The organism is Bradyrhizobium aeschynomenes, from assembly GCF_013178945.1.
Lineage (GTDB): Bacteria > Pseudomonadota > Alphaproteobacteria > Rhizobiales > Xanthobacteraceae > Bradyrhizobium > Bradyrhizobium aeschynomenes.
This window is the reverse complement of sequence record NZ_JABFDM010000002.1, coordinates 552,622-570,953: the sequence shown is the minus strand read 5'-3', so window position 1 is coordinate 570,953 and position 18,332 is coordinate 552,622. Positions and strand designations below refer to the sequence as shown.

Here is an 18,332-nt window from a genome sequence, read left to right as displayed (position 1 = left end):
GCAAAGCGTGCGCGGCAAAAACTCGGTATCATGCCCGCGTAGGCGGGCATCCAGTACGCCTCGGCGTATCGGTATGATCACGACCGTCCCGGCGTACTGGATCGTCCGCCTTCGCGGACGATGACGGCGGAGAGTGGCGCGGGCTGCTTGCCAAACCGTCATTGCGAGCGGAGCGACGTGTCCGCCATAGCCCCAAGGGCGGCGGCGGAAGCAATCCAGAGTCCCGTCCACAAAACTGGATTGCTTCGTCGCTTCGCTCCTCGCAATGACGGGGATTGAGGCCGCGGTCTCGGCTCAAAACACGTACAGCCTTGCCGGGTTGTCGACCAGGATCTTCTTCCGGATCGCGGCGTCCGGTGCCCAGACCGGCAGCTGGTTCATCAGGCGGCCGTCGTCGATCGGATAGAACGGCCTGACGTCGGTCACCTTCAGCTCGGGATGGGGCGAAGAGTCCGGATGCGGCCAGTCGGTGCCCCAGACGACGCGGTCGGGGTTGGCGGCGATCAGCGCTTGCGCAAACGGAATGACATCCGTGTAGTCCGGTCCCTTCGTCGAGGCGCGGTAGGCGCCGGAGATTTTCACGTAGGCCTTGCCGCTGCGGACGAGTTCGACGAGGTCGGAGAAGCCGGGCTGCTCGAGGCCGAGCTCGGCCTGCGCGCCGCCGAAATGATCGAACACGGCGGGCACTGGCGATTGCATCACGAGGTCCTTGATCGCGGCGATCATCGAAGGCGTCGTGTAGAGCTGGACGTGCCAGCCGCGCGCCTTCATGCGCTCGACGGCGGCCTCGAAGCGGGCGCGGCCGACATTGGGATCGTTGATGCCGCCGGTCGCGAGATTGAGGCGGATGCCGCGGAAGCCGTCGGCATTCATCTGATCGAGCTGCGCTTCGGTGGTCTTGTCGTCGATCACGGCGACGCCGCGGGCGTCGTTGCCTCTGGCCTTCATGCCGAACAGGGTCGCGGAATTGTCGGTGCCGTAGACGCTCGGCGTCACGATGACCACGCGCTTGATGTGCAGCGCCTTGTGCAGGGCGGCCATCTCCTCGGGCGAGGCCGGCTCGGGCGTGTAGACGCGGGTCGCCGCAAACGGGAACTTGTCGGGATCGCCGTGGATGTGGGTGTGGCAGTCGCAGGCATCGGCGGGCACGTCGAAGTCGACCGGGGTGGCGGGCTGCGAGGGGTTGGCGCGGGCTGTCGTCATCGTCACTCCGGCGGCGAGCGAGGCCAGCAGCAGGCTGCGGCGGGTCAACATGGTGGTCCTTCCCCGGATGCCGCGCGTGCGTTGAGCGTGACGCGCGTGGTGTCGTGGGATGAGCGTGAACCGGCGCGGGGCAGGGGGCAAGAGCGAACAGCCGAACGGCTCGCGCTGCCGTTGATCCAAACCATGCCTCTGACTCCGGGCGAGCAACCAAGGAGACGGTGCCACCCTCCCCTGGAGGGGGAGGGTCGCCTCACGAGGAGCGAAGCGAAACGTGAGGCGGGGTGGGGTGATCTCTCCACGAGCGCCTGTGCCCGAGGAGAGATCACCCCACCCCGCTCGACCGCTTCGCGCTCGAGCGACCCTCCCCCTCCAGGGGAGGGTGAGCGCGGAGTGTGTGGCGAGATAGGCGCACGAGCTGACAGAGAGAGAGCATCTACACGGCGAGTAAACGCTTTGCCCGCGTTATCCTGATCGTCTCGGCCGAATCCGGCCTTCACGCCGGCCCACCGTGCCTACTGCCCCGACGGTGTGCGCAGGCCGTGCCAGGCGTCGCGGACCTGATGGTAGTGAACCTCGGGCAGGTAGTCCGGCGTGTTCAGATTGAGGTTCTTGACGTCGAGCCGGCCGACGGCGCTGAGCAAGGTGTAGGAAGCGATGACGCGGTCGCGCTGGGCGCCGATCAGCCGGGCCTTGGCCTGGATCAGGTCGGATTGCGAGTTGAGGACGTCGACCGTGGTGCGCTGGCCGCCCTGCGCCTCGCGCGAGACGCCTTGCAGCGCGACGGTGGCTGCCTTCACCTCGGACTCGGAGGCGCTGACGGCGACCTTGGCGCCCTCATTGGCGACCCAGGCGCTGACCACGGCGGTGCGGGCCTGATTGCGGACCTGGTCGAGCACGAGCCGGCTCTGCGCCGCAAGCTCCTTGGATTGCCGGGTCTGCGACGCCGCGGTGCCGCCGTCATAGATCGGCGCGGTGACGCTGCCGACGATCGAAGCCTGGTCGGTGCCGAAGGTGCCGAGCGTCTGATCCGAATCGCGGCTGCGGCTGACACTGCCCTGCAGCGTCACGCTCGGCAGCAGCGCGCCCTCGGCGACCTTGATCGCGGTCGAGGCGACGTCGACGTCGAAGCTTGCCGCCGCCACGGCCGGATTTTCCCTGTTGGCAAGCGCGATCGCGTCTTCGCGCGAGCGCGGCAGCAGGCGATCGATGGGATCAGCGGTGCGAAGCTGACCCGGAGCCATGCCGATGACCTGTGCATAGGTGGCCTGGCTGATGGCGAGGTTGACCTCGGCGGCGTTGAGATCGGACAGCCCGCGCGACAGCCGCGCTTCGGCCTGGGCCGCATCGGTCGGCGTGACGTCGCCGGCGTTGAGGCGGCGCTGCGTCACCGACAGGGTCTCGCGCAGGAAGGCGACGTTGGAGCGCTGCGCCTCGACCAGCGACTGGTTGGCGAGCACGTTGGTGTAGGCGGTGACGGCGTCGAGCAGGATGCCCTGGCCGACATTGCGCAGCGCCTCGCGGCCGGACTGCACCTGCAACTCGGCCACGCGCACGCTATTGGCGGTGCGGAAGCCGTTGAACAGCGTCTGCGTCACGGTCACGCCGATGGTCCACGGCTTCAGGGTCGCGGTCTGGACGGTGTTGGCGGGCAGGAGATTGCGGACGGCCTGCAGGCCGGCGCCGAGGCTGGCGATGAGCTGCGGGCGGTAGCCGGCAAGCGCCTGCGGCACGTTCTCGTCGGTGGCGCGCTGCCGGGCACGTTCGGCGTTGAGCGCGGGATTGGTCTGATAGGCTTTCGCCAGCGCTGCCGCGAGATCCTCGGCGTGCACCGGCGAGCAGACGGCAGCAAAGCTGACGGCGAGAATCAGCCCGAGGCCACCCCGTCGTGCACGCACGCTGCCGATGCCAATTTCCTTGGCTCGACCCACCATCCGACTCCGCCGCGTCCCACTGTCTTAACCAGTCGTTTACCTGTTTAAGCCGGAGGGCGGCCACACACAAACCGCGGATGTGGAATCCCGCAGGCTTTTCCATGGATTGTTGTGGCGGTCCCGCCACAGACCAAACGCCGCGGTGCTGCGGCATGACCGCGCGGTAGGCGGGTGCGTGAGCGGAGAGGGGGCGCAGGCGTGCGCCGCGAATCAACTCAGTCACTTGCGAGCTATTCGCTTGGTCTCACGGCTGGCTCGGTCCGCCTTGCCCCGCGCTCGAACGGCTTCAGAGCAATACCTGGACTGTGCGCGTCCAACTCACCGGTTCTTGTTCACCGGCTTGCGCTTCTCGATGAACGCGGCCATGCCCTCGGCGCGGTCCTCCAGCGCAAAGGTCGCGTGGAAGAGGTTGCGCTCGACGTTCATGCCTTCGGAGAGCGGGGTTTCGAAGGCGCGGTTGACCGCCTCCTTGGCCATCGCTGCGGCGGGACGCGACATCGCGGCGATCTTCTCGGCCGCGGCCATGGTCTCTTCCATCAGCTTGTCGGCCGGCACGATGCGGCTGACCAAGCCGGCGCGCTCGGCCTCCGCCGCATCCATCATCCGGCCGGTGAGACAGAGGTCCATCGCCTTGGCCTTGCCGATCGCGCGGGTCAGACGCTGCGTGCCGCCGATGCCCGGAATGGTGCCGAGCGTGATCTCGGGCTGGCCGAACCTGGCGGTGTCGGAGCAGATGATGAAGTCGCACATCATCGCCAGCTCGCAGCCGCCGCCGAGCGCATAGCCGGACACGGCGGCGATCGTCGGCTTGCGGCAGCGCGCGACGCGGTCGCCGCCGATCGCGGTGAAGTCGCTCGAGAACATGTCGATGAAGCTCTTGGGCTGCATCTCCTTGATGTCGGCGCCCGCGGCGAACGCCTTCTCGCTGCCGGTGATGACGATGCAGCCGATGGCGTCGTCCGCCTCGAGATCGTCGATCGCCGCGGCGAGCTCGCGGAAGACGCCGAACGACAGCGCGTTGAGCATCTTCGGCCGGTTCAAGGTGATGACACCGACCGCGCCTTTGCCCTCGACGATGATGTGCTCGTAAACGCTCATGATTCGACCCCCGCAAAATCAAACAGCGGGCAATCTGCCCGCTGCAGGGGTGCGCATCAAGTAGCCGCAGCGCCTCAGATCATGAACATCCGCGCCGCCGAGCCCAAGGTGAGCAGGGTGCCGCAGGCGATGAAGATCTTGCCGATGATCGAAGCCTTGTCCCAGCCGGAGCCGTCGTCATTGCTGACGGTGACCATGTTCACGGTCGTGGGCTCGGTCTGCTCCGAATCGCCTGCTGCGGGGTCGGCCGGTTGCGGCTGCGCCTGTGCCTCGGCCTGCGGCGCCGGGAACACGTCCTGCTTGGCGGCGGGCGCGCTGTCCGACCCCACCGGCAGGAAGGGACTGTAGGTCTGCGTTTCGGCCGCGCGCACCAATCCAGTGCCGGCGAGGCTCAGGACGAACGCGGCGGCGATGATGACTGCTGAACGTCCACTGGCTTGGATCGTCATATTGGCCTTCTCCCCATCCTGCCAGCCCATGACGGAGTTGGACCCCGACAGATGTCGAGAACGGGGCAGAAAATGGGTATCTTCCTGCCGCTCACGGCAAAAGCGAGGCGGCGTCGAACCGGGTCGACGGCCTCTGCGGCACGGCTCACAAACCGATCCTGCGCGGACCGATTCAGTGCTATGGAGCGGTTCCGAGATTTGCCCGGTTGCGTGCTCTCCGTGTGGCGCAACTCGGATCGTTCGGAGGCTAAACGATTGATCACGAATTTGTGATCACCGGGCCCCGTGACGTAACAAACTCCAGGCCGAGGCGAACTATCGGGGTGGGAGCGTAGGTGCGCGAGCGTGACGACGAGTGGACAGCCTGGATGCGCCAGGCCGTCGCCGGAGACGACGAAGCCTATCATCGTCTGCTGAAGGCGATCACGCCGGTGTTGCGCGCAGCATCACGGCGCGGGCTGTCGCGCGCCGGTCAGCCCCCCGATCAGGCCGAGGACATCGTGCAGGAAATTCTGTTGGCGGTTCATCTGAAGCGGCACACCTGGGACACGAGCGCGCCGTTCGCGCCCTGGCTGTTTGCGATCGCGCGCAACAAGCTGATCGACATGCTGCGCCGGCGCGGCCGGCGGGTGTTCGTCGACATCGACGATTTCTCGGAGACGCTGGCCGACGAGCCGCCGGCGCCGAGCGTTTCCGCCGGCGAGGTCGAGGCGCAGCTGAAGACGCTGCCCCAGCGCCAGCGCGACGTGCTGCAGTCGATCGCGGTCGAGGCCGCCTCGATCAAGCAGACGGCACAGAAATTTTCAATGAGCGAGGGCGCGGTGCGGGTGGCGCTGCACCGGGCGCTCTCAACCCTCACGGCCAAGCTACGGGACAATTGATCATGGACACCGATCAGCTCATCCGCACTTTGGCCGCAGACAACGGGCAGCGCGCGCAGCCCGTCGGCATCGTCATGGCGTTGGCGCTGATGGCGGCGACGCCGGTGTCGACAGCGATGCTGCTGGTCGGCCTCGGCGTCCGGCCGGACATCTGGATCGCGGTCCGAAATCCGTTCTTCGACCTGAAGTTCATCGTCACCACGGCGCTGGCGATCCCGGCGTTGATCCTCAGCCTGCATCTGTCGCGGCCCGAAGCGTCGCTGCATGGCTGGAGCTGGCTGCTGATCGCGCCGATCGTGGTTCTGATCGGCGGCATCGCCGCCGAGATGATGCTGCCGCAGCGGGAGCCGATGATGACGCGACTGATGGGGCATAATTCGATGCTGTGCATGGCCGCGATTCCCGCGCTGTCGCTGCCGGTCCTGGCGGCCGCGCTGTTCGGGCTGCGCCACGGCGCGCCGGCGCGCCCGGCGGTTGCGGGCGCCATTGCCGGACTGGTCTCGGCGGGCGTTGCGGCCACGCTCTACGCCGCGCACTGCAACGACGACTCACCCCTGTTCGTCGCCACCTGGTATACGGCCGCAGCGCTGATCGTCGCCGGGCTCGGCGCCGCCATCGGGGCACGCGTGCTGCGCTACTGAGGTGACGGCAGGATCGATCAGGCCTGCGGCGCGGTCGCGGTGTCCTGCACGCGATGAAAGCGCAGCACCTGCTGCGCCGTGGAGCGCCGCAGCTGCGCATAGGTCGCCTTGCAGGCGATCAGGTCGGTCGGCGCGGAGCCAGCCAGCTCGTCGCGCATCCGGATGATCGACTCGACCGCCGGCCATGACAGGCCTGCGACCTTGGCGAGGATCATCACGCCCTCGGCGCGGCTTTCGATCATGATGCTCTCGGCAATCGCGACCGGAACGTTGGCCAGGGCGGCGACCGCCGCATTGGCCTCGTCGAACTTGCGCTGCTCGGTGAACTGCACGACGAGACGGTCGTCGAGCCGGCCATCGGCATGCAGCGAGCGCACCAGGGCATGGGCGATCTCGGTCTGGCTGGTGAGCGCCACGGCGCTCGATCGCGCGCGCCGGCCTGCGGTCCGCACCGCGGACGAGACCTCCTGCGCCAGCTTGGGATTGGCCGCTTCCAGCCGTGCGCGCACCGTGGCCGAGGCCTTGGCGACGAGCTTCAGATAGTGGTGGCGGGGCAGATTGGGCCGCATCGCGAGGCATGCGGCGAGGTTCTCGTCCAGCGCGGCGCGGTCGAGCAGCGTGTCGTAGCTGCTGTCCGACAGGTCGGCGCCGGGATTGCTGACGGTGCTGTGAACGACCTCGTCATTGCCGCGCCGGAGCAGAATGTCGGTGACGGCGCGGCTGAGCACGCGGCGGATCGAGATCGCCAGCAGGTGTGCCTGGCTCTTCGTCTCCGCGGTCCGGATCAGGGCCGCGTCGTCGAGCCGCTCGGATTTCGACAGCACGGGACCGGCGACCTCGATGGCGTCGTCGTCGGCCAGCCGGTGCAGCGTTCGCGGCGGCGCCGACGCGAGCGGCGCGAGCCGTCGCGCGAGCAGGGCACGGGCCGAGACCTCGATATGGTCGATCAGGCATTCGAACACGTCGTCGAACAGCGCGACCTGGTCGTCGGCAAAGTCGGCTGCGCCGTCGACGAACAGGTCGGTCACCTTGCGCAGGGTCTCGACCCGGCGCGCCACGGTGCCGTGCGCGAGGGTGTCCTCCAGCTCCTCCAGCAGGCCTTGTTTGCGGGCGGGTTTCGCGGACATCTTGGGATCGCTCAGGCGCTGGTGACGCGGTTGCGTCCCTGCGCCTTGGAGTCATAGAGCGCGCGATCGGCCCGGGCGAGCAGCGAATCGGCGGTTTCGTCGCCACGCGCGGTCGCGACGCCGGCCGAGAACGTGACCTGCAGGCCGGTCGAGAACGCGCTCCATTCGAGCTCGGCGACGATCCGGCGCAGGCGCTCGGCGAGCCGCGCCGCGGGCTCCGCCGGCGCGCCGGGCAGCACCAGCAGGAATTCCTCGCCGCCATAGCGGCCGAAGCGGTCGCTGCCGCGAATGTTGGCGAACATCGTGATGGCGAAGGTGCGCAGCACGTCGTCGCCGGTCGGATGACCATGGCTGTCGTTGATGCGCTTGAACCAGTCGAGGTCGATCAGCACGACCGAGCACGGCTTGCCGGCCTGGCGCGATCGCGCCATCTCCTCGTCCAGCACGTGCATGATGGAGCGCCGGTTCAGCGCGCCGGTGAGCTCGTCGAGCTCGGCGAGCTCCTCGATGCGGCGATAGGCCTCCGTCAGCTTCAGGCCGCGCTGATACAGCGTCTCGCGCAGCGCGCTGGAGAAGATTCCGAGGAACATGCAGCCGGCGATCGTCAGCAGGAACACCAGCAGCGTCGCGAGCCGCTCCAACCCGCTGTCATGCGGCATGCCGAGCGGCTTGTCGGTGAGCAGGAACAAGGCGGCGAGCCCGAGCGCCAGGAACGTCCAGCAGATCGCGCTCTGCCGCGGGGTGGCGCGCAGCGAGGCGAAGGCGACGACGATGTACAGCGTGCACAGGAACAGGATGCTGACTTCAGGCGCGATGTAGCAGAAGGCCACCGTCACCATCATGCTGACCAGCGATTGCGGCACCACGAGATAGTGATCGCGGAAGCGGTCGTTGAAACCGCTCTCCGACAAGGCGGTCCACAGCGCGACGGTGAGAATGCCGATCGCGGCATAAGATGGCGCGATCGTGACCGGCACGGTTCCGGCCTGGGCGTAAATCAGCAGGATGACGGCGTCGATCAGGTAGCAACCGGCGATCAGGGCCAGCATCTGGCGGCGGCGGCCGGCCCGGCGCACGCGCAGGTCGCCCGACGGGGACGACTTCGAGCCACCCGTCTCGCCAACGAGCGGTATCGAAACTGGTGGTGCCATAATGCCCATCTGTTCGCTGATCGATCGTCGAAAAATCTACGTGGGAAAGCCTTTAGCTTTGGTATCTATGGAACTGGGACGACGGTCGCGCCGGTGTCGTGCCGCGACAGGGAGTTCACGGCTTTGGGGGCAGTTGGTGAGGGTAGGGCGTAGCATGGCAGCCGGGAACCGGCAGGGCGCGATCGCCCCGAGCGGTGCAGCAAAATTCGCGTGTCTGTGCGCCAGCTCACACGTGGGGACGTATCTTTCCGGTATTTTCAAGAATTTTGCGGTTGTATTCGAACCGCAAGCTCGTTCCTCCAGACCAACTTTGCGAGACGGCCATTGAGCGTGACAGCAGCGGCGTCAGATGAAACCCTGATTGCCCGGATCGCTCAAGGCGACCGGCTCGCCATGCAGGTGCTGTACGGACGGCATCATGTCAGGGTGTACCGCTTCGGGCTCCGGCTCGTGCGGGACGAACAGGTCGCGGAGGATCTCATCAGTGAGGTCTTTCTCGACGTGTGGCGTCAGGCCGGCAAGTTCGAGGGCCGTTCTGCCGTCTCCACCTGGCTGCTGGCCATCACGCGGTTCAAGGCCCTCTCGGCACTTCGGCGCCGCAAGGACGTTGAGCTGGAGGACGAAGCTGCCAACGCGATCGAGGACACGTCCGACGATCCGGAGGTGGCGGTCCAGAAGAAGAATACCGGCGAAGCCCTGCGCAAGTGCCTGACGGCGCTTTCGCCTGATCACCGGGAGATCGTCGATCTCGTCTACTACCACGAGAAGTCCGTGGAGGAGGTGGCCGAGATCGTCGGAATTCCGGAAAATACCGTCAAGACGCGCCTGTTCTATGCGCGCAAGAAATTGGCCGAACTCCTGAAGGCGGCCGGCATTGAAAGAGGCTGGCCATGATGGCTTTGAGCAAGAAGATGCTGGAGCAAGAGCCCGGTGACGTCGAGTTGCTGTTGCCGTGGTACGCCGCCGGCACGCTCAATGCGCGCGACATGCGGCGCGTCGAGGAGGCGCTGGCGCAGGACGCGGATCTCGCCCGGCAATATGCGGAAATCCAGAAGGAATATGCCGAGACCATCGCGCTGAACGAAAGTCTCGGCGCGCCGTCGATGCGTGCGATGCAAAAGCTGTTCGCCGCGATCGAGGCCGAGCCGGAGCAGGCGCCCAAGGCAGCGCCCGGCGTCGGCGCGCGCGTCATGGCGTTCTTCGAGAGCCTGTCGCCGCGCACGCTGGTGTGGACCGTGAGCCTGGGCGCGCTGCTCGTCGTAGCGCAGGCCGGCATCATCGGCACCGTGCTGATGCGCTCGCAGATTGCGACCTACCAGACCGCTTCGGTTCTCCAGGACAAGAGTGCCGCTCCCGAGCCTGCGAGCAAGCCGATGCCGGCTCCGCCGCCGCCCAGCGCCGCGGCCCCGGCTCCGGTCGAGCGGGCGCCCGAGCGCATGGCGTCGTCGCGCATGGCCGAGGCCCCGGCACCGGCTGCGCCGCTGATCCGCGGCCTCGGACCGCAGGTCGCCGGTTCGACGGCGCCCGTCTATGCGCTTGTGCGGTTCGCGCCGGATGCGCGGATGGCCGATATCACCGCGCTGCTCGACAGCTACCAGGCCTCGATCGTCGAGGGCGCCAAGGGCGGGCTGTTCAAGTTGCAGCTCGGCGGCCAGCCGCTGTCGAAGGCCGACGCCGATGGGCTGATCGGCCGCCTTGCGCGGGAGAAGATCGTCAACCTTGCGGTGGCTGCTCAATAGCCGTCCGAGGCGTCCATCGGAGGCTCCATGTCGTTCAGCGCGTTGCTGCGTTCCGCACGTCGTCCCGCCGCACTGAGCGCTGCCGTGGCCCTCGCTCTCGTGAGCGGAGCCATCAGCGCGTCGGCGCAGGCGATGATGCGCTCCCCCACCATCAACATGCCGAGCCGCGTACCGACCCTCAATCCGGGCGCGGCCATGCGCACGCCGGGGCCCGGCTCCGGCATCGGCCTGCGGCCGGCGCTGCCGACTGCGCGCTTCTCGCCGAACCTGCAGACATCCTGCAGCCCGCCCGACCGCAGCGCGTCGGGTGAATGTCTGAGGCGGCCGCCTCAGACAGCCGATGGCGGCCCTGACAGGGAGACGTCGAACGGCGGACGGTCGGGCAAGCCGAAATCCGTCAAGGCCGCGCAGCGCCGCGCGCCTCAGGCCACGGCGGCCGCAGGCCTCAACATCATTGCCGGCGAGCTGGTCGCCGAGCTCGACGGCAATCTCTCGCCGGACCAGGCCGACGCGCTGGCGCGCCGTCACGGCCTGCAGCGCATCAGCTCGCAGAGCTTTCCCCTGATCGGCGCCACCGTCGGGCTGTTCCGGATCACCGACCGAAGCTCGATCGCGGCGGTCAGCCGCCGTCTTGCCGCCGATCGCAGCGTCCGTTCGGTGCAGCCGAACTATCGCTACACGCTGCAGCAGAGCGCGCCGCCCGCCGAAGGCGATCCGGCGCAATATGCGCTGACGAAGCTGCGGCTGCCCGAGGCGCACAGGCTGGCCCAGGGCTCGAACGTCACCATCGCCGTGATCGATTCCGGAGTAGACCTCAAGCATCCGGAATTCGCCGACGCCGCCTTCGATGCGTTCGACGCGCTCGGCGGAGATGAAATGCCGCATGTCCATGGCACCGGCATCGCCGGCGTGATCGTGTCGCACAAGCGGCTGATGGGCAGCGCGCCCTATGCGCGGATCATCGCGATCCGCGCGTTCGGCGTGGCCAAGAAGGGCGGCGGCCCGGAGAGCAGCTCCTATGTCATCCTCAAGGCGCTGGACTACGCGGCGCTGCACGGCGCGCAGATCGTCAATATGAGCTTCGCCGGTCCGAAGGATGCGGTGATCGAGCGGGCGATCGCGGCCGTCGCGGCGAAGGACGTCGTGATGATCGCCGCGGCCGGCAATGCCGGCGCGAAATCGCCGCCGCTCTATCCAGCCGCCAATCCGAACGTCATCGCCGTCAGTGCGACCGACACCAGGGATCAGCTGCTGCCGGCGTCGAACCGCGGCAACTACGTCGCGCTTGCGGCCCCCGGCGCCGACATCTTCCTGCCGGCGCCGGACGGCAAGTATCAGATCATTTCAGGCACGTCGTTCTCGGCGGCCTATGTCAGCGGCCTCGCAGCGCTGGTGCTGGAGCGCAACCCCGCGCTGAAGCCGGAGACGGTGCGCACGGTGCTGACCAGGACCGCGCGCGATCTCGGCGCGCCCGGACAGGACGAGCTGTATGGGGCAGGGCAGGCGGATGCGTTGGCTGCGGTCCAGGCCGTGGCGTCGCCCCAGGACGGGCCAACGGTCTCGGCGGCGCCCGCGGCCGGACTGCCGCGGGATGAGGAGCAGCACGCAGCGCCCGTGCGCGAGCTCCGCCCGGCCTCCGCCGCAGCGATGGCAACCGGGGACTCTCCGGCCGAAGGCGGCGTTCGGCCGGCGCAGCAATAGACGTCAACGTTTTCGTGAATGCCTGAAAATTCCTACCTTCATTTTGAACGTGTGTTCGGGCGATCACGACAGAAGGTATGTGGGAGCGGTGATCCCCTCCCCAAGGCTATATACGGCGCGAGCGCCCATCCACCCCAAGCGCCCATATGGCTCGAGCCGTCCGGTTGTCCCCCCGGACGGCTCTTTCATTTTCAAGCGATGCGCTCGCGCAGCGGCGTCCGACCGCCCGTGTCGTTGACTGGCAGCGCTGCACGCCCGGGTTGCTGGATCAGCTGAGCGATCAAGCCTGCGTTGTCGGATGCGGCCACGGCTCGATCGAACGCGGACGAAATTTCCGCACGACTACGGTTTGGCCGCCAAAGAACATGGCGTTAGCTAGACTTTGTTAACCTTTTCCACAAAATATTCACGTCACGTTGCGTTGATTCGTGCCGAGTGCGTCCGTCCCCCTTTTTCACGGGCTTATCTATGACACATCGACCGGACGTGGCTTGCAGCCGCGAACTGGCCGCGCGCTGGTGCGCGCTTGCCGAACGGCGCCTCGATCATCTCACCGAGCTGTTCGATAGCGGCCGCTGGCGCCGATACTACACCGAGCAATCGTTCCTGGACGACCTCCGGCACGCCAAGGCTGCGGTCCAGACTTGGCAGGCGCTATCCCGCGTCGAGCCCGAGCAGGTGAGCATCGTGCCGAGCCAGAGGCCGGTGCCGATGGTGGCGGCGCCGCCAGCTCCGCTGCGCCTCGCGGCGCCGGAGCCGATCGAGCTCCGTCTCATCCAGGACCATCCCGCCGAGCACCGGCTCATCGAGCATCGCCCGATCGAGCTGCCGCGCTCGCTCGAGACCATCCTTGCGGAGTCCGAGATCGTCGTCGAGCCCGAGATCGAGCTGGCAGGGGATGACATCGAGCCCGACGACGTCATCGAGCCCGACTATGTGGTCGAAGAGGACATCGCACTGGAGCCCCTCGGTGCTGCGCAGCGCATCGATCTATCAGCGCTCGAGCAGGCCTTGAGCATCGGCATCGAGGCCGACGCGGAATATGACGAGCCGGCGGTCGATCTCGATGCCATCGAGCGCCGCTATCCGGCGCTGGCGGTTGCGTTCTAGGCAACGGACCTCGGACGCCGTCGTGTTCTGCGGTGCTGCTTGATGGCGCACCATTCATCTCCGGCGAGTTCGTAGCGCAGAAGCTGCTTGCGATTTAAGGACCGATCGGTCTATATATCGTCCATGAGCCGCCGACCCCCGATGCAGTTGCAACGTGGCCGCCCGCGAAGTTTCGCCGTGGACACTGCCGTCGAACGGGCCATGGGTGTGTTCTGGTCGCGTGGCTATCACGCCACGTCGCTGCCTGATCTGCTTCGGGCGACGAAGCTGTCGCGTGGCAGCCTTTACGCCGCTTTCGGTGACAAGCACTCGCTGTTCCTGCTCGCACTCGATCGCTACATCGCCGATGCCCTGACACGGATGGAGAGCGAGCTCGCCCCCGGCAGAGACCCCGTCGACGGCCTGCGGGCCTACCTGACCGGCTACGTCGAACGCACGCGCGGCACCAATGGCCGGCGCGGCTGCCTGCTGGTCGCCACGGCCATGGAGCTTGCCGGCCAGGATGCCGAAGTTGGCCGACGCATCGCAGGCTTTTTCAAAGCCATGGAAATCAAGGTGGCGGATGCATTGTCCCGGGCGAAGGCGGCGGGCAGGCTGGCCAATGGGGTCGAGCCTTCAAGCGCCGCTCGCATCCTAGTCTGTTTCGTCGAGGGGCTGCGCGTGGTTGCGAAGCCGGGTCCGACACCCACCACATCGCAAGCCACCGTCGACGCGCTAATCGACCGTTTCATCAGCTAGATCACAGATTGTGGCCTCGGCAATGAGTGCGTCGATATCTGGACCGATTGGTCTTGAAAGGAAGAATTCCATGTCTGCCATTCAGATCGTCTGCGCCGTAGCCGTTCCCTTGCTCTGGGGGTATCAGTTCGTGGTCATCAAGGTCGGCGTGACGGAGTTTCCGCCGCTGTTCTTTCTCGCGCTTCGCTTTCTGGCGATCGCGCTGCTGCTCGTCCCCTTCGTCAAGACGCCCACACGTCGACAGCTCGGTCATATCGCGGCGATTTCCCTCTTTCTCGGCGGACTGAATTTCGGGCTGTTCTATGTCGGCCTCGGGCTCGGCTCGGGCAGCATGTCGGCCGTTGCGTATCAACTCGCGACGCCCTTCACCGTGCTGCTGGCCTGGCCGCTGCTCGCGGAGAGGCCGTCTCTCACCACGTCCGCTGGAGTCGTGCTTGCCTTCGTCGGCGTGGTCGTGTTGGCCGCAGGGCCGGGGCTGTCGGCCAACGTGCTTCCGCTGCTGCTGGTGGTTGGAGCAGCCTTCGCATTCGCAGTGTCCAATGTGCTGACCAAGCGCCACGGCCCTTTTGACCCTCTGATGCTGACGGGATGGTCGTCGCTGCTCACGGTGCCGCAGGTGATGCTGATGTCGTTGGTCGTCGAACATGGGCAATTGGGCAGCCTTGTCGCAGCGGATGGGCGCGGCTGGCTGGCGCTCGCCTACACGATATTCATTGGAGGAATTGTCGGGTTCGGACTTTGGTTCTGGTTGATAGAGCGCTGCTCGATGAGCCGCGTGGCGCCCTTTGGCCTGTTGCTTCCAGTGTTTGCCGTCGGCTCGAGCGTTCTGTTCCTTGACGACCTCGTGACCCCCCAGTTGATTGCGGGTGGGCTGCTCGCAATCATCGGCGTCGCCCTGACGCAAGTCAGGCCCGGCCTTCGACCAATGCGCGCCTGAGCGGAGGGCAGGCTCAGCTTCGACGCACGGCGTTGCCGCTGACCAGGAGCTGCGCAAATCGCTGCGCGCCGTCCTGGGTCAGGTCTGAGGTGACCGGCTTGATGTGATCGAGCCCGATCACGGCGCCACCGGGCGTGCCCGAGATCATGTTGTTGCTGATGAGGGCGGCGCCCGCGCCCGGGACGACGGACACGCCGACGCCCGCCAGCACGTTGCGGATGACATTGCCGGAAATCACGACGTCGCGGAGATAGCGGCCCCAGCCGGCGACGATGCCGTAGGATGGCGCGTTCTCGACCACGTTGCCGGTCACGGCCGAGTCCGCCTCGACATAGATGCCGATGCCGGCGTCGTCATCGGGCGCGGTGCCGATCGGGCGCTTCGGAATCAGGTTCCGGATGATGTTGCCGTGGACCACGGCGATGCGGCCGCCTTCGTTGAAGTTGCAGACGGACACGCCGAAGGCGGCGCCGTCGACCGTGTTGCCGCTGATGACCGCGCCCTCGAAGGAGAACTCCGAATACAGCGCGACCTCGCGGACGTCGGTCACGCTGTTGCCTGTGATCTGGATGTTCGAGGCCGAATTACCGCGCACCGCCGAGTAGTCGCAATTCCTGATGCGGTTGCCTCTGACGATGACGTTGCCGGCGCGAAAGGCGTTGATGGCGTTGCCGTACTGGCCGGAGCCGCCGGGGCCGGCCTTGATGTCCTCGATTCTGTTGTCGAGCACCATCGTGCCGTCGTCGCCGATCGCGGTGCGCAGGATCTCGATGCCGTTGTCGCGCGTGCCCGTGATGGTGTTGCGCGACACGATCAGCCCGAGCGCATCGAACGACACGATCGCCGTGACCGCGATATCGGTGAGGACGTTGCCGCTGACGTCGCCGGAGACCTGCTCGAGCCAGAGGCCACTGCCGCCGGAGCGGGTGATCTCGCAATCGACGATCCTGACATCGTTGCCGGCGGCAACATGGAGCAGACCGCGGCGCTGGGGCAGGGCGACACGGCCGCCGTCGAGCGAGACGCCTGATACACCCAGACCGTCCGCGCCTTCTGCTGAGAGCAGGGACGGCCCGCCGCCGGTGAAAACGAGCTTGGTGGCGCCGCGCACGCCGACCAGCTGACTGCCCTTGGCAAGGCGCAGCATCGAGGTGCGGTAGGTGCCTGGCGGCAGCGCCAGCGGCGCCTGCGCGCGGGCGGCCTCGTCGATCGCACGCTGCAGCGCGCGGGTCTGGTCGTCGGGACTGTTGGGCTTGACGCCATACTGTGTGGCATCGCGGCCGAGTGTGGAGATCAAGGGGGCGGCCTGTGCGGCATCCGCCGGCAGGGCCAATGCCCCGGCGGCGCCGGCAGCCGATCCAGCCAAAATGCGGCGGCGATTGACATCCATGGTCAGCGTCTCACGCAAAAGATGATGTGCGGCCACGACTTAAGCTGAAAGCCTCAATGCTGATGCTTAGGATGAGCGCCTGCGCCCTGGATTGTTGGCGGTAGGGTTAAATCTTCACGTCAGATTGCCGCCGGCGTGGGTTGCCCGTCGAACCGGTGAGCCTCTCCCGAGGGAACCAATGGGACTCGCGCACATTGTTCCCGCAATGGATCGGCGAGGAGAAGGTCATGCATCTGTCAAATGAGAGTCTACTGGTTATTCTGTTCGTCGGCATCGTCGCGGGCTGGCTCGCGGGCCGCGTCATGGAAGGTGGCGGCTTCGGCCTGATCGGCGACCTGATCGTCGGCCTCCTCGGCGCCTTCATCGGCAACTGGCTGTTGCCGCAGCTCGGCCTTCATCTGGGTGTCGGATTGGTCGCCGCGATTGTCAACGCCTTCATCGGCGCCGTGGTCCTGCTGCTCATCCTGCGCCTGATCGGCGGCGGATTCGGCGGTCGACGCCGCTGGAGCGTCTGATATCCCGCGCTGACCCGTCAGCGGACATACCACCAGCGGCGCGTCAGCTCGTGCGACAGGACGCCTGTCGCACGAGCTTGACCAGCTCCGTCAGCATCGCTTCGCCGGCATCGACGAGCCCCTCCAGCGTGATGCGCGAACTGCCGTGCGGCAACGCCGTGCCGGCACGCGGCAAGGGAGGAATGTGGATGAAGGCGGCGAGCCGCGGCCCTTCGGCGGCCTTGGTCGCCTCGATCGCGCGCCAGCTCAGATAATTGCAGAGATAGCTGCCGGCATCGCGCGAAGCTCGCGCATCGATGCCGGTGGCGCGCGCCGCGCGCAGCAGCCGCGCCATGTGCGGCCCGAACGGCATCGGATGTGCACCCGGGACGATCACGCCCTTGCGCGCGACGTGGCGGTCGGCATCCGGGAAGGTCGTGGTGATCGCGTTGCGGGCGCGCGTCTCGATCCGCAGATAGGACGTTCGCCCGGCGAGGCCGAACATCATCAGCGCATGCGGGCGCCGCTCGGCGATCAGCGCGGGCAGCTCGCGATCCACGGTCGCATAGGTCACGTGAAAAATGTGGCTGCTGATGCCGACGTCATCCAGCGCTGGCCGCCGCAGCTCAGACAACCGCTTCACCAGCGGCATGGTCGGATTGGACGGCGCGCCGGGAAACGGGCCGAATCCGGTGATCAGGATGCGCGGCCGCTCGCTCATGTCAGCATCTCCGCGAGTTGCTCGGCGGCGAGCGCCGGCGCGACGCGGCCCTCGGCGACGTCGGTCTCGAGCTTCTTCACTTTCGTGCGGATGGAGGGATCGGTGCGCAGCCGGGCCATCAGATGCTGCTCCAGCATCGTCCACATCCATTTCACCTGCTGGTCGCGGCGGCGTGCGGCGAACTCGCCCGAGGCGATCATCGCCCTGCGATGGTCGAGCACCTTCTGCCACAACTCGGCGATGCCCGTGCCTGATATCGCAGAATAGGTCACGACCGGCGGATGCCAGTGCTCGGAGCGCGGGCTGAGGAGATGCAGCGCTCCGCGATAGTCGGCGGCGGTGATGTTGGCGCGCTTGATGTTGTCACCGTCGGCCTTGTTGATCGCGATCATGTCGGCGAGCTCGACCAGGCCCTTCTTGATGCCCTGCAATTCGTCGCCGCCGCCGGGCAGCATAAGCGCAAGGAAGAAATCGGTCATGTCGCAGACGGCGGTCTCTGACTGGCCGATGCCCACGGTCTCGACCAGGATCACGTCGAAGCCGGCGGCTTCGCACAGCAGCATCGCCTCCCGCGTCTTGGCGGCGACGCCGCCGAGCGTGCCGGAGGAAGGCGAGGGGCGGATGAAGGCGTTGGTGTCATGCGACAGCCGCGCCATCCGAGTCTTGTCGCCGAGGATGGAACCTCCAGTGCGGGCCGAGGAGGGATCCACCGCGAGCACAGCGACTTTGTGGCTCTGCTCGATCAGGTACATGCCGAGCGCGTCGATGGTGGTCGACTTGCCGACGCCCGGCGAGCCGGTGATGCCGACGCGGACTGCGTTTCCGGTCCGCGGCAGCAGCACCTGCACGAGCTCGCGCGCGGCGGCCTGATGGTCGGCGCGGCGGCTCTCGACCAGCGTGATCGCGCGCGCCAGCGCCGCGCGGCTGCCGGCGCTGATATCGTCGGTCAAGGCCGCGGTATTTGGCGAAGGAGAACGAGAGGACATGCGCCCGTTATAGCGGATGCGAGCGGCCCGGCCAG

Annotated in this window: 18 protein-coding genes; 9 read left to right on the top strand and 9 right to left on the bottom strand. The window is 67.0% G+C overall.

Features of this window, described 5'->3' with window-relative positions:
- Nucleotides 1-294: 294 nt before the first annotated feature.
- The 4 genes from HL666_RS07295 to HL666_RS07280 all read right to left on the bottom strand — a co-directional run bounded on the left by HL666_RS07295 (nt 295) and on the right by HL666_RS07280 (nt 4,681).
- Nucleotides 295-1,254, bottom strand: a complete 960-nt coding sequence (locus tag HL666_RS07295; protein ID WP_172131071.1) for an amidohydrolase family protein — start codon at nt 1,252-1,254, stop codon at nt 295-297.
- Between the two features lie 461 nt (nt 1,255-1,715).
- Entirely contained in the window at nt 1,716-3,134 is a 1,419-nt protein-coding gene (locus tag HL666_RS07290; protein WP_172112099.1) for a TolC family outer membrane protein, read from the bottom strand.
- 318 nt (nt 3,135-3,452) lie between these two features.
- Entirely contained in the window at nt 3,453-4,232 is a 780-nt protein-coding gene (locus tag HL666_RS07285) for an enoyl-CoA hydratase (RefSeq protein ID WP_172112100.1), read from the bottom strand.
- 74 nt (nt 4,233-4,306) lie between these two features.
- Complete coding sequence (locus HL666_RS07280; protein WP_172112173.1) at nt 4,307-4,681, bottom strand: hypothetical protein; 375 nt, start codon at nt 4,679-4,681, stop codon at nt 4,307-4,309.
- Nucleotides 4,682-5,016: 335 nt separating this feature from the next.
- On the opposite strand from HL666_RS07280, the gene HL666_RS07275 reads away from it, so the two are divergent.
- Nucleotides 5,017-5,562, top strand: coding sequence for a sigma-70 family RNA polymerase sigma factor (locus tag HL666_RS07275; RefSeq protein WP_172112101.1), 546 nt, complete (start codon nt 5,017-5,019; stop codon nt 5,560-5,562).
- 2 nt (nt 5,563-5,564) lie between these two features.
- Nucleotides 5,565-6,203, top strand: coding sequence for an NrsF family protein (locus HL666_RS07270; RefSeq protein ID WP_172112102.1), 639 nt, complete (start codon nt 5,565-5,567; stop codon nt 6,201-6,203).
- Nucleotides 6,204-6,220: 17 nt separating this feature from the next.
- Here the strand turns inward: HL666_RS07270 and HL666_RS07265 are convergent, their stop codons facing one another.
- A complete protein-coding gene (locus tag HL666_RS07265; protein WP_172180621.1) occupies nt 6,221-7,330 on the bottom strand; it encodes a DUF2336 domain-containing protein in 1,110 nt (369 codons plus the stop codon).
- Nucleotides 7,331-7,341: 11 nt separating this feature from the next.
- Complete coding sequence (locus tag HL666_RS07260; protein ID WP_172112104.1) at nt 7,342-8,490, bottom strand: GGDEF domain-containing protein; 1,149 nt, start codon at nt 8,488-8,490, stop codon at nt 7,342-7,344.
- A 315-nt stretch (nt 8,491-8,805) separates the two neighbouring features.
- Between HL666_RS07260 and HL666_RS07255 the strand changes: the two genes are divergently transcribed.
- From HL666_RS07255 to HL666_RS07230, 6 genes are all read left to right on the top strand, one after another.
- Nucleotides 8,806-9,375 (top strand): sigma-70 family RNA polymerase sigma factor, encoded by a 570-nt coding sequence (locus HL666_RS07255; RefSeq protein WP_008961196.1) that lies wholly within the window; start codon nt 8,806-8,808, stop codon nt 9,373-9,375.
- Complete coding sequence (locus HL666_RS07250; protein WP_172112105.1) at nt 9,372-10,220, top strand: hypothetical protein; 849 nt, start codon at nt 9,372-9,374, stop codon at nt 10,218-10,220. Before HL666_RS07255 ends, HL666_RS07250 begins: the two co-directional genes overlap by 4 nt.
- Nucleotides 10,221-10,247: 27 nt before the next feature.
- The gene (locus tag HL666_RS07245) at nt 10,248-11,921 is read left to right on the top strand and encodes a S8 family serine peptidase (RefSeq protein ID WP_172180619.1); all 1,674 of its coding nucleotides are present in this window, start codon (nt 10,248-10,250) and stop codon (nt 11,919-11,921) included.
- 486 nt (nt 11,922-12,407) lie between these two features.
- Nucleotides 12,408-13,031, top strand: coding sequence for a TIGR03809 family protein (locus tag HL666_RS07240; RefSeq protein WP_172180617.1), 624 nt, complete (start codon nt 12,408-12,410; stop codon nt 13,029-13,031).
- Between the two features lie 141 nt (nt 13,032-13,172).
- Nucleotides 13,173-13,769 (top strand): TetR/AcrR family transcriptional regulator, encoded by a 597-nt coding sequence (locus tag HL666_RS07235; RefSeq protein ID WP_172180615.1) that lies wholly within the window; start codon nt 13,173-13,175, stop codon nt 13,767-13,769.
- Between the two features lie 70 nt (nt 13,770-13,839).
- The gene (locus HL666_RS07230; RefSeq protein ID WP_172180613.1) at nt 13,840-14,706 is read left to right on the top strand and encodes a DMT family transporter; all 867 of its coding nucleotides are present in this window, start codon (nt 13,840-13,842) and stop codon (nt 14,704-14,706) included.
- Nucleotides 14,707-14,719: 13 nt separating this feature from the next.
- On the opposite strand, the gene HL666_RS07225 is transcribed toward HL666_RS07230, so the two are convergent.
- On the bottom strand, nt 14,720-16,096 hold the full coding sequence (locus HL666_RS07225) for a TIGR03808 family TAT-translocated repetitive protein (protein WP_172180611.1): 1,377 nt from the start codon (nt 16,094-16,096) through the stop codon (nt 14,720-14,722).
- Between the two features lie 227 nt (nt 16,097-16,323).
- Between HL666_RS07225 and HL666_RS07220 the strand changes: the two genes are divergently transcribed.
- Complete coding sequence (locus HL666_RS07220) at nt 16,324-16,611, top strand: GlsB/YeaQ/YmgE family stress response membrane protein (RefSeq protein WP_172112175.1); 288 nt, start codon at nt 16,324-16,326, stop codon at nt 16,609-16,611.
- A 43-nt stretch (nt 16,612-16,654) separates the two neighbouring features.
- Here HL666_RS07220 and HL666_RS07215 read toward each other — a convergent pair whose 3' ends face one another.
- Both HL666_RS07215 and meaB read right to left on the bottom strand, forming a co-directional pair.
- Nucleotides 16,655-17,311: a pyroglutamyl-peptidase I gene (locus HL666_RS07215; RefSeq protein WP_172180609.1), complete on the bottom strand. Its 657-nt coding sequence runs from the start codon at nt 17,309-17,311 to the stop codon at nt 16,655-16,657.
- Nucleotides 17,308-18,297: a methylmalonyl Co-A mutase-associated GTPase MeaB gene (gene meaB / locus HL666_RS07210; protein WP_172180607.1), complete on the bottom strand. Its 990-nt coding sequence runs from the start codon at nt 18,295-18,297 to the stop codon at nt 17,308-17,310. Before meaB ends, HL666_RS07215 begins: the two co-directional genes overlap by 4 nt.
- Nucleotides 18,298-18,332 lie beyond the last annotated feature (35 nt).